11 protein-coding genes and 5 pseudogenes are annotated in these 14,488 nt (G+C 70.2%); 5 read left to right on the top strand and 11 right to left on the bottom strand.

Annotated features, from left to right (window positions below; all coding sequences use genetic code 11):
• Nucleotides 1-760: 760 nt before the first annotated feature.
• The 3 genes and pseudogenes from OG429_RS01250 to OG429_RS01240 form a co-directional block, all read right to left on the bottom strand.
• A pseudogene (locus OG429_RS01250) lies at nt 761-918 on the bottom strand (NADPH-dependent F420 reductase); the annotation flags it as partial.
• 140 nt (nt 919-1,058) lie between these two features.
• Nucleotides 1,059-1,253: a hypothetical protein gene (locus OG429_RS01245; RefSeq protein ID WP_328923404.1), complete on the bottom strand. Its 195-nt coding sequence runs from the start codon at nt 1,251-1,253 to the stop codon at nt 1,059-1,061.
• 141 nt (nt 1,254-1,394) lie between these two features.
• A complete protein-coding gene (locus tag OG429_RS01240) occupies nt 1,395-2,105 on the bottom strand; it encodes an SDR family NAD(P)-dependent oxidoreductase (RefSeq protein ID WP_328923403.1) in 711 nt (236 codons plus the stop codon).
• 103 nt (nt 2,106-2,208) lie between these two features.
• Here OG429_RS01240 and OG429_RS01235 point away from each other — a divergent pair, with 103 nt between their 5' ends.
• A complete protein-coding gene (locus OG429_RS01235) occupies nt 2,209-3,081 on the top strand; it encodes a helix-turn-helix domain-containing protein (protein ID WP_328923402.1) in 873 nt (290 codons plus the stop codon).
• Between the two features lie 123 nt (nt 3,082-3,204).
• Here the strand turns inward: OG429_RS01235 and OG429_RS01230 are convergent.
• A pseudogene (locus OG429_RS01230) lies at nt 3,205-3,635 on the bottom strand (HSP18 transcriptional regulator); the annotation flags it as partial.
• Between OG429_RS01230 and OG429_RS01225 the strand changes: the two are divergent.
• The 3 genes and pseudogenes from OG429_RS01225 to OG429_RS01215 form a co-directional block, all read left to right on the top strand.
• Nucleotides 3,617-3,697 (top strand): annotated as a pseudogene (locus OG429_RS01225) (Hsp20/alpha crystallin family protein); the annotation flags it as partial. The pseudogenes OG429_RS01230 and OG429_RS01225 overlap by 19 nt on opposite strands.
• Nucleotides 3,698-3,809: 112 nt before the next feature.
• Complete coding sequence (locus OG429_RS01220) at nt 3,810-4,205, top strand: DUF2267 domain-containing protein (protein WP_328923401.1); 396 nt, start codon at nt 3,810-3,812, stop codon at nt 4,203-4,205.
• Nucleotides 4,206-4,256: 51 nt separating this feature from the next.
• Nucleotides 4,257-4,703: a DUF2267 domain-containing protein gene (locus OG429_RS01215; protein ID WP_328923400.1), complete on the top strand. Its 447-nt coding sequence runs from the start codon at nt 4,257-4,259 to the stop codon at nt 4,701-4,703.
• Between the two features lie 68 nt (nt 4,704-4,771).
• Here the strand turns inward: OG429_RS01215 and OG429_RS01210 are convergent, their stop codons facing one another.
• The 6 genes and pseudogenes from OG429_RS01210 to OG429_RS01185 form a co-directional block, all read right to left on the bottom strand.
• A complete protein-coding gene (locus OG429_RS01210) occupies nt 4,772-4,978 on the bottom strand; it encodes a CsbD family protein (RefSeq protein WP_328930122.1) in 207 nt (68 codons plus the stop codon).
• A gap of 181 nt (nt 4,979-5,159) precedes the next feature.
• The gene (locus OG429_RS01205; protein WP_328923399.1) at nt 5,160-5,702 is read right to left on the bottom strand and encodes a hypothetical protein; all 543 of its coding nucleotides are present in this window, start codon (nt 5,700-5,702) and stop codon (nt 5,160-5,162) included.
• Between the two features lie 266 nt (nt 5,703-5,968).
• Complete coding sequence (locus OG429_RS01200) at nt 5,969-7,864, bottom strand: hypothetical protein (protein WP_328923398.1); 1,896 nt, start codon at nt 7,862-7,864, stop codon at nt 5,969-5,971.
• Nucleotides 7,865-8,706: 842 nt separating this feature from the next.
• A pseudogene (locus tag OG429_RS01195) lies at nt 8,707-9,070 on the bottom strand (transposase); the annotation flags it as partial.
• A 391-nt stretch (nt 9,071-9,461) separates the two neighbouring features.
• A complete protein-coding gene (locus OG429_RS01190; RefSeq protein WP_328923397.1) occupies nt 9,462-10,331 on the bottom strand; it encodes a hypothetical protein in 870 nt (289 codons plus the stop codon).
• Between the two features lie 10 nt (nt 10,332-10,341).
• Nucleotides 10,342-10,902 (bottom strand): papain-like cysteine protease family protein, encoded by a 561-nt coding sequence (locus tag OG429_RS01185; RefSeq protein WP_328923396.1) that lies wholly within the window; start codon nt 10,900-10,902, stop codon nt 10,342-10,344.
• A gap of 672 nt (nt 10,903-11,574) precedes the next feature.
• Here OG429_RS01185 and OG429_RS41325 point away from each other — a divergent pair.
• Nucleotides 11,575-12,357: pseudogene (locus tag OG429_RS41325) on the top strand (IS3 family transposase); the annotation flags it as partial.
• 33 nt (nt 12,358-12,390) lie between these two features.
• Here OG429_RS41325 and OG429_RS01175 read toward each other — a convergent pair.
• A complete protein-coding gene (locus OG429_RS01175) occupies nt 12,391-12,945 on the bottom strand; it encodes a ferrous iron transport protein A (protein ID WP_328923394.1) in 555 nt (184 codons plus the stop codon).
• Between the last annotated feature and the right edge of the window lie 1,543 nt (nt 12,946-14,488).

The raw sequence follows: 14,488 nt of genomic DNA, 5'->3' as shown, positions 1-14,488 counted from the left end.
GATGATGATCTCCAGGCGGTGCCGCCCGATTCCGCAGGGGTCGGGCGGCAGGATCGCGGGCGGGGGTGAGGTTGCTGTCCCACAGACTCACCTCGACGCATTCGGAGGCCGGGGATGCCCAAGCGCTTCGGCTCCGACGACGGGCGCCCGCCGAGCCGGATCTGGTACGCAGACATCGCCTGATCCCGCACGGCCGACGAGGCCGGTGATCCCCTTCGGTGGGCAAGCAGCAGCGTCCCCGCCATGCAGGCGGTGCTGCGACGATGCGGGGGTGCGTGAAGTCCAGCCGCGGGGCTGTCCGTCGGGCAATCGAACGGTGTATCGGGGTGGTTGGCGTTACTGACGGGCCGCGGAAAGGGCGCAGGGCGGCACCTCAACGGGGAACACTGGAACGACTGGCTCGCCAGCGACTGCCCAGCCTTGCTCCTCCGCGGCAGCCGCAGCACGGTGCTCAGCGCCGAGCACGCGCAGGACATGGCGGCACGACGCCCCCATACCTGGCTTGTTGAACTCTCGGCCGGGCACACCGTCCACGAGACGGTCCCAGCGGACTTCGCCGCAGCTTTCAGCAGGTTCCTCGGTTCGCTGTGAACTCATCCGAATAGGAGCTCTGGCCGGTAACTCGCAGCCACGCACCACAAACCTGAGCCAGAAACTGAGTTCAGGCGTCACTTGAAGCTCAGCGGGCGTTGCCCTTGCCAGCGCCCAGCCGCCTCGCACGAGCCCGCTACTGGTTTGGTCTGAACCCGGTCTTGACGGGTCAGCGGGCGAGGGAGACGGCGAAGGGCTTGAAGCCGTGTCGCCGCAGGATGTGGGGAACCAGAAGGTCATGGCCTCGGTGGCGCGGGCTGTGGTGCTGCCGCCGAGGTCCTCGATCCATGCGGGCTGCCAGCCCAGGTCGCCGAGCAGGCCGGTCAGCCGACCTCGACGCCATTGGCCGAAGCATTCGGCGACCGACCGACCGGCCGACCGCAGAGCGCCTGCGGCCGACCCAGGGCAGCGCCCTGGGCCGCAGGGAATGGACGCGGGCAGGGGGAGTTCCGGTGTGCCGCCTCGGGTCAGCGGCCCAGAGCTGCCACCTCGGCCTCAGAGCCGGCAAAGCCGAGGTTGGCGTACGCGGCGCGGTCGGCGACCTCCCACACCTTCACGACGTGTCCGTCAGCGAGGACGATACGGACGTGCCACGGCTCCGGGGTGCCCGCGATGCCAAGCGGGATGACGAACGTCGCTTCCGGGGAGAGCGGCTCGGCCACGGTGGCCCGGGTCGCTCTCCCCGGATGCGGTGTTGAACGCCCGGCGGTGTGGGGGGACTTCTGGTGAACGCTGTTCGTGATCATGATTTCTGGGTGGTGCCGCACGTCCGCGGGGCGGCCGGGGGCAGGAAGCCGGACGGGTCACCAGGGCACGGGGCCGCTGGCGCCGGTGAAGGCGGGGCTCGGCGCGCCAGAGCCGGCTGTGGCGGCCGTGACGATCACGGCGGCGCCTTCCTCTACGCTCTGGGTGCCCTGGTGGCCGTTGAGGTCGGTCGCGGTGAAGCCGGGGTCGACGGAGGTGACGCTGATCTGCGGGAACGCCTGCGCGTAGACGACCGTCAGCATGTTCAGCGCGGCCTTGGAGGAGTTGTAGGCCAGCAGTGGCGCCCACGCGTTGAGGATGCCGGTGTGGGCGGCCGGGTCGGCATTGACCGCCAGTGAGCCCAGGCTGCTGGAGACGTTCACGATCGCGGGCCGGGCAGCCTCCTGCAACAGGGGCAGGAACGCGCGCGTGGTGCGCACCGCGCCGAAGACGTTGGTGTCGAACACCCGCTGCAGGTCGGCCGCGGTCAGCTCGCCGACGGGCGCGGGCGGTCCGGCGATGCCCGCGTTGTTGACCAGCAGGTCCACCCGCCCGGCCTCGGCCCGGACCAGGGCAGCGGCAGCGGCCACGGACGCGTCGTCGGTGATGTCGATCAGCAGCGGCCGGGCTCCGAGGGCCTTGGCGGCCTGCTCGCAGCGGTGGGCGTCACGGGCGCCGGCATAGACGGTGTGACCCTGCTCGATCAGACGGCGGGCCGTTTCGTACCCGAGGCCCTTGTTGGCCCCGGTGATCACAGTGACTGTTGTCATGGCACTCAGCCTGCACGCCACGGAAGCACCCAGGGAGAGCCCTCCTCAGCGGGGGGTCGGCCAGTACCAGGCTGTTCCCGCCCACCCGGCGGACAATGGATGCGTGAACGACGACCCCGCAGCCCTAGGCCAGGCCCTGCGCCACTGGCGCGACCGCACCAGCCCCCAGGACCTCGGCCTCCCACTCGGCGGTGTCCGCCGCGCACCTGGGCTGCGGCGCGAAGAACTCGCCCAGCTCGCCGGCCTCTCCGTCGACTACGTGACCCGCCTCGAACGAGGCCGCGCCACCTCACCCTCCCCCCAGGTGCTGGCCGCCCTCGCCCGCGCCTTGCGCCTGACCGGCACCGAACGCGACCACCTCTATCTGCTCGCCGGCCAGGCTCCGACCACCACCGGCCAGATCTCCGCCCACATCCCGCCCAGCGTCCAGCGCCTCCTCGACCAGCTGCGCGCCACCCCGCTCAGCGTCCACGACGCCGCCTGGAACCTCATCTCCTGGAACCCGCTGTGGGCCGCCCTCGTCGGCGACCCCTCCCCATGGCGCGGCCGTGAGGCCAACATCGCCTGGCGGCACTTCACCGACCGGCCCACCCGCACCACCCACACTCCCGACCAGCAGATGCGCTTCGAGACCGCGGTCGTCTCCGACCTGCGCTCCTCCACCGCCCGCTACCCCAAGGACAAGCCGCTCAGATCACTGATCACCGACCTTCGCCGCGCCAGCAACCGCTTCGACGAGGTGTGGGACTCCCACACCGTCGGCTTCCACACCACTGACAGCAAGACCGTCCACCACCCCGACCTCGGGCCCGTCACCGTCGACTGCGACACCCTCACCATCCCCGGCAACGACCTGCGCATCGCCGTCCTCACCGCCCCGGCGGGAACCCGAACGGCTGCCCAGCTCGACCTCCTGTCCACCGTCGGCACGCAGCAGTGGCCGCGGTTGCGGGGGCCTTGCGGAGCCGCGAATTGATCGACTCGGGACCATGCTTCTTTGAGTAGGGACGGACGCCTGAGCTCGGGATCCGTCTCCTGTCCGGTGATGTGTTGGTCGGCTCGCGGGACGAGGAATGCGACGGCGCGTGACGGATGCGGTTCACAGGCTTCGCTGGTCGTGGGTGTCCTGGCGGAGCTGTTCGGTGTGCCGGGTCAGGGCGTCGATGCGGGCGGCCAGGCCGGCGTCCTGGGGCCGCAGACGGGCCCGCGTGGCGGTCAGGGGGCGCACGAGGAGGGCGGCGTCGTTGTCGGCGAGGGCCAGGTTCAGGTCGCCGACGGCTGCCGAGGCGCTGGCGGGGAGGTCGGTGATGGCGGTGATCTGTCCGGCGAGCCGTCGGAGGTCGGCGGCGTTCTCGCGGGCCCAGGCGGTCACGGTGCGGTCGGCGGCGCGGGTGTCGCGGGTGGCCTGGACGCGTTCCTCGCCGGTGCTCCCGGCTATGCCGGGCGCAGCCGCAGGTAGCGGCGTTCGGCGGCCTGCCGGCTGGCTACCCCGAGGGAGCCTGCGAGGTCGGCGGATCCCGATCGCCGAGCGCGCCAAGCCCCGCAAGATCAGCATCGGCGGCGAAACGGGCCGCAAGCAGATCTCCGGCTGAAGCCTCCCGCACCAGCCGGCCGCGGAGGGCGGGGATGAGCCGATCCCCCTCCGGCACCCGCCCTCCGCCACCCCTCTTTGACCTTCTTCACCCCTTCCCGGAGGTGATGTTGATGTCGATGCGCAGGGAATCGTTCCTGGCCCATGTCCAGGAACGCGGCGAGTACGAAACGGCCGAAGAGGCCGACCGCGCTGCCCGCGTCGTCCTGGCCCTTTTGGGCGCGCACCTGGTCGGCAGCGTGCGGGCCGAGCTCGCCGCCCGGCTCCCCGAAAGCTACGCCCTGATCCTCCTGAACCCGCTGCAGGCCGCAGAGCCGCTCTCGCCGGACCGGTTCGTTCGTGCGACCGCGGCCTGGATCGAGGGCTCTACCGAGAAGACGGCCCTGTGGGACATCGGCGCGGTCCTGTCCACCGCGGCCGCCGCCGCGGGAGACGTCCTCACCCGCGACGTCATGCTCCAGCTCCCGCCCGGCTGCGACCTCCTCTTCGGCCACCCCCAACCCACCTGACCACCACCGGCCGCAGGCCGGTTCCCTCCGCAGAGAAAGGCAACCACATCCATGTACGACCAGCCTCGTCGAGCGAACCCGTCCCAGCCCGTCATGACGTTCGACCAGATGCTGGAACGCGTGCGCTACGAGGGCGCCTACCCCACCCGCGAACGCGCCGCCGAAGCCGTCCACCACGTCCTGGCCGCCTTCGGCCGCCAGCTCACCGGCGACGAACGCGTCGACCTCGCCCAGCGCCTGCCCGTCGAAGCCGCCCTCACCCTGACCGCCCAGATCCCTTCCATCGAACACCTCACCGGCTGGGGCTTCGTCAAAGACCTGGCCGCCCGCACCGGCGCCACCCCGGCCACCGCCCGCTGGGACACGGGCGCCGTACTCGCCGCCGTCATGCGCCTGGCAGGCCCCGACCTCGTCGCCAAGATCCTGCGCCAGCTTCCGGGCGGATACGCCCTCCTCTTCGGCCAGGCAGAACTGCGCCAACCTCAGCCCGCCGCCTGACCGAACCGGCTGCACGCCGACATGCGTGGCCGGGGCCGCTCCGCGGTCCCGGCCCCGTGGCGTGAAGGTCAGTGCATGAAGACGACCCGGATCTTCTCCGTGGCCTCAAGCGCATCGCCCATGGCCTGCTCCGCGCGGCCCTCGGCGGTCATCCGCTCATTGCCCGTCAGGCGGCCAGCGGTCTCCTTGAGCTTGCCCTTGGCCTGCTCGCCCTTCGCCTCAGCCTTCCTTCTTACAGAGCCCGTATGGCCGCTCGGACCCCTTGCCCGCTCCAGCGATAGACGGCGCTGTGGTCGGCGGCGAGTGCGAACAGCTGATCGTCGCCGGTCGCGTTCCGGCCCAGGCACGGGGCCGGAGACGGGCCCTCCGGTCTTGGTGGGGAGGGATCGGGTGGTCCCCACCGAGCCGGAGAGCCCTCTACGCCTCAGGCGCGTCCGTTGATACGTGCACTCGCCGTCAGCAGGGCTTCACGTAGCCGACCCAGTCCCAGGACGCGTTCGGATCACCGACGGGGCCGCCGGGGGAGGTCCAGCCGAGGTTGCCGTCGTGGCCGTAGAACTTCACGTGATAGTTGGAGGGTTGGTTGTTGTACCAGGAGCCGGTGCCGGTGTACCCAGTGGCGACCTTATAGCAGTCGTACAGCCCCCACATCTTGCCTAAGTAGTCGGGCTGGGGGTACAGGCAGACCCAGCCCCGCGCGCAGGGATCGGCGAACGCCCCCGTGGCACCCTGGGCGTTCAAGTCCCGGGCGCGCTTCTCGCCAGGGAGGGGCAGGATCAGGACGCCCTTCCCGTCGAGGTCGATCTTGTTCGCGGCCACCTGCCGACCGCCGGTGGTGGCCAGTTCGGTGTCGATCTGGCGCTGGAGTTCCGCCGCCCGGCCGTCGTCCAGACCCGCGGCCCGGGCCTGTGCCGAGAAGTCGGCGTGTTCGCGGCCGCTCGTGGCGGAAGCAGGGGCGGCGGAGCGGATGCTCGCGTCTGCCGGGCCAGCGAGGGCCATTGCGCCGAGGAGCGCCATACCCACCGCCGTCAGGCGTGTGCGAAACGAGGACACGAAGTCTCCCATCGTCGTCGGGGCGAGCCGGTCCGGTCCATGCGGTGCTTCCGTACGGATCGGGCCGACTCGGGAGGCGGGGCCCTGTCGGCACCGCTCTCGCTACGAAGACTCACGCCGGGCGCGGTTTGGCCGCCAGGGCCTGATGGCGTTCGCGCAGTTCGCATGCGGTGCGGTCGGCGGACAACGGGGTTGTCCGCCGGACAACGCGCTCAGCCTGACGCGGCGATGGAGCCGGCCGAGAGGCCCAGTGATGTCCATTGCGTACCGCTGCCCGTCCAGCGGGAGACCTCAAGCCGGCTGTCGACGCGGTAGACGGAGGAGCCCACGGCGAGGCTGACGCCCGCAGTACCGATGGGGCTCCACGAACCCGGCGCCCCGTCGTACTTGAGGATCTGCCCGGTGGCGTCGACGGCGAAGAGCCCGGCGTCGCCCGCGTACAGGTTCCGCGCCGGACCGCCGATCGGGCGCCAGTTGCTGCCCTTGGCGCCGGCCTGCCAGATCTCCTTGCCATCGGGGGATATCCGGGCGACGTAGTCCGGGCCGACGGCGAAATCGGCGCCGGGTCCGCCCGCCTCCAGCCAGGTGTAGCCGTACCCGGCGTAGCGGAACAGGGCGCCCGTCTCCGGGTTGGTCGCGAAGAGCCCGGCGCCACCCGCGTACAGCCGGGCGGCCGGGCCGCCGATAGGGACCCACTCCACTCCCAGGCGGGTCCACCGCATCACCGCATTCCGCTGCTCGGTGATCGCGTAGAGGTCCTCGCCCGCCACGACGAACTGCTCGCCGGGGCCTCCGATCTGGGACCAGGAGTGGGAAGCCTCGTCGTGCTTGAAGATGCGGCCGTCACCGGGGCTGGTGGTGAAGACCCCGGCGGGCCCGGCGTAGACCTGCTCGGCCGCGGGGCCGATCGCCTTCCATGCGCCGTCGTGGGCGGTCCACCGCAGGACGCTGCGGTGGTCCGGCGAGACAGCGTAGGCACTGCCCGGGGACTGCTGCGCGGGCGGGGACGGAGGTGCGGTGGGACCCGGGGCGGGGCCCGCCGTGGAGCGCGAAGGCGGCGCCGGTGAAGGCGGGCCCGACGGTTTGGGCGAGGCGGTGCCGCTCGGTGTCGGGGACGGCGTGGGGGACGCGGACGGCGTCGCGGCAGCGCGCGGGGCTACGGGGCGGGAGTGGGGCCGCGGCGCCTGCGTCGCACCGTTCGCGGACACCGTGCGCTGCCGTCCGACGAGGACCCCGGCAAGGGCCGCCGCCGCGACGACGGCGAGGACGGTGCAGGTCGCCAGCGCCGCGAGCAGGGACCTGCCGGTCCGCGGGCGCGGTGGCGGGACGCGGAGCGGGGCCCGGGCCGCGACCGCGGGAAGGCTGTCGAGTCGTTCGAGGACAACTCCCTGGACGGTACCGGAGTGCTCCCGGCCAGCCCGCGTGCGTTCCCAGAGCCAGTGCGCGTCCTCGCGTTGCTGCTCCACGAGGCTGTGCAGCCGGGCCAGTTCGACGGACAGGGGCCGGCCCGCCGTGGCGGCGGGCAGGGCATCGCCCCGGCCGTCGGTCCGCGGCGGCTGGTCCGGAGCCGCCAGCGCCGGGAGCCGGGGGCCCCGACGGGCGGCATCGCCCTGGGAGCAGGCCTCGGCGACCGCCTGCCGTACGGATTCTCTGGCCTCCCGGGCAGCGATCAGCTGGTCGAGCGCCTGGTCCGGCCGGAGCTGCAAGGGCCCAGAGGCCGCAGCGTCGGAGTCTGTACGGGCGGGCTCCGCACCGTCGCCCTCCGGCCGGTCCGGCGGGGCGACTTTGGCTTGTTCCTGGAGCATCGTCATCAGCACCAGCAGCCCCTCTACGAGTTGCCCCGATGCGGCGAGGTCGTCCTGCGCCCGGCGCAGCGCGTCCTCAAGCCCGGGCGGCACCGTGGCCGCCGCCTCGGCCTCCGCCGTGAGCGCCTGACCGTGCAGCCGCCGGACCCGGGCCAGGAGCTCCCGCCTGCGGCGGGGTTCACGGACGCGGTCCTCGACCACGATGCCGAGGCGCCCCAGCGGGATCACCTGGGCGCCTGACCGGTATTCACTCCAGGCCGTCTTGCCGCCCCCGAAGCGCTGGGCGAGTTCCCTCACCGTCATGCCCCGTGTCACGTCCCGCAGCAGCCCGGCCAACTCGTTGGCCGCCTGCGAGCGACCCCTAGGAGCCCCCTGTGGACGTCCTGTCTTCGCCATCTCTGTTCCGCCCCCCCCATGCTCTCGGCGAGCACAGGCAACAGGGTGAGATTGACTACGTCCATCACAAGGCGACGGCCCTGTCCGGATTCCCTCCCGCATCCGCCGCTCGCCGTGCCGCGCACACCGCCCGGCCGGGCGGGAGGGAGGAGGGCCCTCCGGATTGCCGGGCGGTTCAGTCGAGGGTGTCCGCGTAGAGGGTCTGGAGCCGGTACATCCATTCGGGCGCGGCGTTCCAGGGGGTGCGGCCGAGGCTGGGGTGCTGCTGCGTCAGGCGGCCACGGCGGCGGGCGCCTCGGCCTCGCGCGGTGGCCGTGGCACGCCTTCGCGTACGCCGTGTCGGGCCGCGGCCCGGCGCCGTCCGGGCGCGTTGGCGGTGTGGTCCCGTACACGCCGCTCGGTCCGGACCGTCCGGGCCCGTCCCGGTCCGCTGACCGAGTACGAGGAGTACTACCTGTTGCCACCCCCGCCCCCTTGCCCGTGGGCGAGCCGTTCTCCGAAGCCGTCGCCGAGGCCGCGCAGTCGGCCGCGATGGCGATGTGCCTGCTCCTGACCCTCACCGACGCCGGACGCCGCGGCCCAGAAGGACAGGCTGGGCAAGGAGGAAGAACGTGGCGAGGACGTTCGTCAAGATCACTCCGGGCTGGGCCGAGGCCAGGCTGCGCCCCGTTCTGGACGCCGGGGTGCTCAGCGACGTGATGTCGGGAGCCGACTGGCCGCAGCCGGGCCGCCAGCTCGCGGTGACCAGGGACCGCGAGGAGGAGACCGGTCGTGTCGATCACGATGCTCGGCTTCCTCCCGACACCGTTCTTCCCGGCATCGATACCCTGGCTGGAGACGGGGACGCTGGTGGACCTCTTGACGCTCTGGGCGTCGATCACGCAGGCCGACGGTTCGGCGCCCCGTCCTTCCTTCTGACGTAGAGCTGCCTGAGCAGGCCGCCCCGCTGGGCGAACACGCCCTCCTCCGCCCACTTCGCGAATTATCCGGAGACCGTGTTCGAGTGGGGGCAGTCGTGCGGAATGTAGCGCCACTGGGGACGGTGCGGTCCACATACAAGATCGCGTCCATGATGTCGCGCAGGTAGCGCTCGGGTGGCCGGCCGAAGTCCAGGGGGTCGTCTTCTCCCATGCTTCATCAGGAATCTGATACTTCGAGCCGGTCGCGCGCCTCGGACGCGGGGGCGGCCTCCGGCGGACGCTCCCCGTCTGAGGGTTCAGCGGCGTCGGCGCACAGGGGCGCCGGAGGTGCCCCTCCTTTTGTCAGCGCCTCCTTCGGCTGCCTGCTCCGGATGTGGTCCTGGCGGAGTCGGCCCGCCGCCCGCTGAAAGTCCCGCCGGCCCGGGTCAAAACGAACGCGCAGAGCGGTTGAAAGTCGCTGTCCTAGGCTTCCTGGACGGCGCAGGACATGGCGGCCGGAGTGGTGGTTCGGCCGGGCCGGGATTCCCTCCGTCCCGGCTGGCTGCCCAGGCCGAGACGGAGCGAGGGGGCGTACGGGGTGGGGTTCAACCTGTGCTTGTGCGCCGTCGGCGGAGGACGGCGGCTCCGCCCGCGAGGGCGAGTGCCGCGCTGGAACCGCTGGCAAGTAGCAGGGCGGAGGACGAGGCGTCGTCCACCCTGCGCTGGGGGCTGTAGCCGCTGGAGTAGCCGTTGGTGTCGTACTCCGAGCCCGGCAGCTTGTCGGCGTAGCGGGCCTTGACCAGTTTCTGGTAGTCGCTGAGCGACACCGCCGTCTGGCCGCCCATGCCTTGCCGGGCCTCGTCGTTGAGTGGCTCAACGGTGGTGAGCTTGAGTTGGTACCAGCCGCGGATCTGCGGCTCGGTGAAGACCAGCGTGCCCAGGGTGGCCTTGCTGGCGTATGTGGCGTCGCTGTCGCCGTCGCGGATGGCCGCCAGGTGCCAGCCGCCGCCCTGAGTGGGGGCGAGCATGACGGTCGCGTTGCGGCCGTTGACGGTGGTGCTCAGCGAGGAGACCAGCTGCGTCAGCTTGATCGCCTCGGTGGGAAGTGGCTTGGCGGTGCCCGCGACGAACTCGGGGGTGATCTCGTTCCGTGCCACCGGGTCCTTGATCGTGAAGACCGGGAGGTCCTGGCACGGCTCGGTCGTTTCGGGGATCGTCTGCACCGGCCCGTCGGCGCCGCCGGTAGGCACCGGAGTGCGCAGGAAACGGCAGACGGCGTTGCGGACGTCGGAGGACTTCACTGCATTGAGGGCGGCATGATAGTCGGGGATGTCGGCGGGGAGAGGGTCCTTGGCCGGGGCCGCATGAGCCGGACCGGCGACGGACAACAGTGCGGATGCACTCAGTGCGATGACGATGGACAGGCGGGAGATGCGAGAGTCCGCCCGCTTGCTGGACATTTTGGTGTCGCGCATGTCGCCTGCCTTAGCGGGAGATACCGATGCGGGAGTGGGTCCACTTGGACGAGCTGTTGCTCACGTAGTCGTTGTAGTTCCACCACGTGTACGTGGTGGTGTCCGGCCACGGGTCGGCCACGGCGATCGTGTTGTTCGACGTGTCGAAGCCGTAGACCACGTTCATGTGGCCGCCGCCGGACGTCCACCCGATGCGGGCACCGATCGGTCGGGCCGCCTTGACGTCGGTGTACACCTGGCTGAACGTGGCCGCGCTGCTCAGGCCCGAGCCGGTGTGGGCCATGCCGAGGCTGCTCCAGCCCCTGGCCATGTCGTCCAGCGTGGCGGGCTGGTTGTTACAGCCGTAGTAGGGCTGGGCCCGGTTGCAGAAGTCCGTCTGTGTGGAGCCGAAGCCCTGGAACTTGGCGATGGTCAGCCCGGAGGCGACCCAGCACCACTGAGTCTTCTCCTGCTTCAGCATGCTGATGGTGTCCTGACCTGCTTCCGCGTGAGCCGTGCCTCCCGCGGCCGCGAGCGATCCCAAGGCGGCCAGCACGACCGACGCCGCGGCTCCATACCTGAATTTGCCCATGTTCCTGCCTTCCCCTGATGGGTGCAACGAGATGAGCGGGGCGATCTGGCACGAATATGACAGCGCAGCATGCCGAAGACATAGGGGATGTGCATTGATTCAACCCTACTGATTACTTGTCGTCTCATCGTGCAGCCAAAGGCTGTTCCGTTTGGGGCGGGCGGCACCCAGGGATGCAAAGCTGTGAAGTCGGACGCCGCCGACCGTGGCTTGGTCGAGGCCGTTGTCCCTGGGCCGGCAGCCCCGCAGATCTTCCAGTTCTTCAGTCGGGCAGGACGTGCTCGGCGCGCTCGGGCGACACACCGCGGATGCCCCGCCTCGCGCTGTCGCCCGCGGTGAGGTGATCCCAGTGGTGTGGACACACCTGACAATGGATCTTGTTGATCCTGGAAGGTGTAGATCCACGTGACACGGCCCTCGAAGTGCACTGCGGAGCGGCCGAGTTGGTCGGCCGCGGTCGGAGAACGCCCGGCTGGCCAACGCGGAGAAGGAATGGCAGCTCGAGCGGGAAGTCCTGCGTCGGGCAGCGGCCTATTTTGCCCGGAAGATGAAGTGAAGACCGCCGCTTGGGACTTCGTCTCCGCCCACGCCGAGATGTTCGGCATCAGACTGATATGCCAGGTACTGGCGGCTTCCCGCTCGGGCTACTACCGGTGGATCGCCGGCGCCGAAGCACGGGCGGAGCGGCAGCTCGAGGAGGACGCCCTGGTCGAGGAGATCCGTGAGATCCATGCCGAACACCACGGGAACTACGGCGCACTTCGAGTCCATGCCGAGCTGCGCGGGTTCGGGTCACACGGTCACCCGCAAGCGGGTGGCCAGGCTGATGCGCAAGCACGTAGTCTCCGGCCGTCACCTGCGGAAGAAGAAGCGCACTACGACCCCGGACCGCCTTGCGCCGCCGGCGCCAGACCTGGTTCAGCGGGACTTCACCGCCCCTACGCTGGACGAGAAGGGGTGCGACGACATCACATACGTACAGGTCGGAGCCGCGTGGCTCTACCTCTCCTGTGTCATCGACATCCGCTCCCGCCGGGTATTCGCATGGTCGATGGGCCCTGCACATGCGGGCCGAGCTCGTCATCGGTGCACTCCCAGCCGCGGTAGCGACCCGTGGCGGCTACGCCACCACAGTGATCTTCCACGCGGACCGCGGATCGCAAATACACCTCGGCCCGGTTCGCCCAGGTCTGCAACCGGTACGGCACCCGCAGGAGCATGGGCAGGGTCGGCTCGAGCTACGACAACGCCCTGGCCGCGAGTTTCTGGCAGGGACTGAAACGAGAAGTGATGCACGGGAAGCTGTTCTCGACGTTCCGTCAGACGAGGCTGGAGATCTTCCAGTGGCTCACCTACTACAACGCCCGCCTACGCCACAGCGCGCTGGGCTACCTCTTCCCGATCGAGTTCGAAGCGCAGCACCACAAGACAGCTAAACCCTCACTCGCAGCATGAACCCCTGTGTCCACACCCGGGGGTCACGTCACTTCAATGGGTCCCTTCGGGGCGGACCGCCTGACGCCAGATAGTGGCGTCGAAGGTGAGGTAGGAGCTGGAAGCCTTCGGGTCGGGGAGCGCCCGGATCTCGATGAGTCCGACATTGGCCTTGTTGACGACACAGAGTTGGGTCCCCGGAGTCAGCTCTGCGACCTCAAGCCGTCTGACGTAGCGGGTGTCGGAGATGCAGACGTCCAGAGAGCCCTGTTGGCCCGGGTCCAGCCGCACCACTGTGCCTCCGGTCGAGTTGATCTCTCCGTCCCCGAGGGCGAAGAAGTTGAAGTCCCCCTCCCCTTCACGGGGTGTGACGGGGTCCAGGGAGAAGGACAGGTAATACCGGATGGTCATATGAATGTTCGTCTTGCGAATGGGTTCGAGGGGGGCCGCCGGTGATTGCTTGTCGGTCGGGCCCGCGGTCGGCCCGGGACTCGCGGGCGGAGGTGTCGCGGTGACGGGGGCGGTCTCCCGGACGGTCTTGGCGGTGGGGGAGCTCACGATCGTGGGCAGGCCGAAGAACCCCAGCAGCAGTCCGAGAACTCCGGTCACTGCGGAGATGAGCGCCGCCCACTCGGCAATGCGGCGACCTGACGGACCAGGTCGCGGACCCCCGTCGGGCCTGCTGGGATCGGGAGACGTCGTCGGAGGTTGGCCGGGTGGAGGAGGTGCCACGGGAGGCATTCCGGATCCCGACGGGGTCGGGGATTCTCCGCTCATCGACTGCTCCTTCTCTTCATGACGAATTCGCGTCCAGTGCTCTGACGAACTCGGCGCATGGACAAGCTTGTTGAGGCCATTCAATCCCATGCCCCCTGGCGACAGGGGGCGTTCACGGGGAGATCGTGCGGCCGATCGAGGCCGAGCCCGACGCTCGTTGGAGGCCGGACCGCGCGCTGGGCAACCGTTCGATCCTTGCGTCGCCGCTGAGCCCGGACGCAGTGCACCGCCTTGACGCCTAGGTGACGTTTCGCGAGCCGTTCCGGCCCTACGCGCCGGTCGTCCGCGAGTACAGCGCGGGCGGCTACTTCACCCTCGGGCAGGCGGCCCCGTTCATGTCGTTCGCCAGCGGGATCCCGTCGGGTGCTGCCTCATCCGCATTGGGCGCGGCGGCCCGGCAAGTTCCGCTGGGCAGGCCCTGGCGGCGAGCCGACCCGCCCGCGGCGTCACCGTCGTCTGCCGCCGTCAGCAGCCCACCCGCATCAGTGAGGCGTTGCGGCTGTCTGCCTCGCGGGCCTGGCCGGCCGTATCACGACCGGGAGGCGGTCATCTCGATCAAGGCCGCGTTCCTTCGGACTCACCTGCCATGGCCTCCGCAAGCGCAAGACTCGCCGACGGCGGAAGCCTCGATTTCCATCCTGCGTTCCCAGGTGAGCGTGCTCCGCAGGGCCGATGGAAGCCTGCCGAGCTGTTCGATGAGCGCCGACGCGACGCCGTCGGTGTCCTTGTCGGCCACCTGGGCGAATGCCGCTCCACGAGCATGGCGACGTGCGTGTTCCTGCTGCCGACTATCAGGTCGCCTGCCCAGTGCCCGGGCACCCCCCCGGCTTGCCACCTCGACCGGCCGTCGGCGACCGGGACCGCATCGGTGTCCGCCACGTCCCTGCCCAGATGTTCTCGCCTCTTGGAACGACGCGTCGCGCGTCCGGACCGCAACCGGCCGATCAACTCCTGAGCCAGCACCTGCCGGGACTGGACAAACAGGCTTCGGTGGATCGTCTCCGGCGATATCCGCAGACCCTCATCGTCGGGATGGGCAGCCCTGAGCCAGCCGGAGATCTGCTCGGGTGACCAGTGCTCCTCGAGCCTCGCCTGCACGAGGTCCCGAAGCCTCTCGTTCATCGCGAGCAAGCACCTCTGCGGGCGCTGGGCTCTGTCCCCCGCCCGTTCCTCCGCCCTGGCCGCCCGATAGGCACCTCTGCCTCCATGCCGGTTGATTTCCCGGCTGACCGTCGAGGGAGCCCGGCCCAGCCGCAGCGCGTGGGTAGCCAATCAACGAGCGCATTCGAATACCGCTGTAACCCTCCGCGACCGCTCCCCAAGATCTGTGCCAGAATCGAGAAGTGATGGCACTGCCGGCTGCTTCCCGGCATCT

Origin of the sequence: Streptomyces sp. NBC_00190, assembly GCF_036203305.1 — a bacterium.
Taxonomy (GTDB): Bacteria; Actinomycetota; Actinomycetes; order Streptomycetales; family Streptomycetaceae; genus Streptomyces.
The sequence above is the reverse complement of the archived record's forward strand: the minus strand, read 5'-3'. Positions and strand labels throughout refer to the sequence as shown.

Bases quoted from the DNA above. Each gene is read 5' to 3' on its own strand.
- OG429_RS01240 (WP_328923403.1), bottom strand. From the start codon at position 2,105: ATGACAACAGTCACTGTGATCACCGGGGCCAACAAGGGCCTCGGGTAC.
- OG429_RS01220 (WP_328923401.1), top strand. From the start codon at position 3,810: ATGTCGATGCGCAGGGAATCGTTCCTGGCCCATGTCCAGGAACGCGGC.
- OG429_RS01215 (WP_328923400.1), top strand. From the start codon at position 4,257: ATGTACGACCAGCCTCGTCGAGCGAACCCGTCCCAGCCCGTCATGACG.
- OG429_RS01205 (WP_328923399.1), bottom strand. From the start codon at position 5,702: ATGGCCCTCGCTGGCCCGGCAGACGCGAGCATCCGCTCCGCCGCCCCT.
- OG429_RS01200 (WP_328923398.1), bottom strand. From the start codon at position 7,864: ATGACGGTGAGGGAACTCGCCCAGCGCTTCGGGGGCGGCAAGACGGCC.
- OG429_RS01190 (WP_328923397.1), bottom strand. From the start codon at position 10,331: ATGCGCGACACCAAAATGTCCAGCAAGCGGGCGGACTCTCGCATCTCC.
- OG429_RS01185 (WP_328923396.1), bottom strand. From the start codon at position 10,902: ATGGGCAAATTCAGGTATGGAGCCGCGGCGTCGGTCGTGCTGGCCGCC.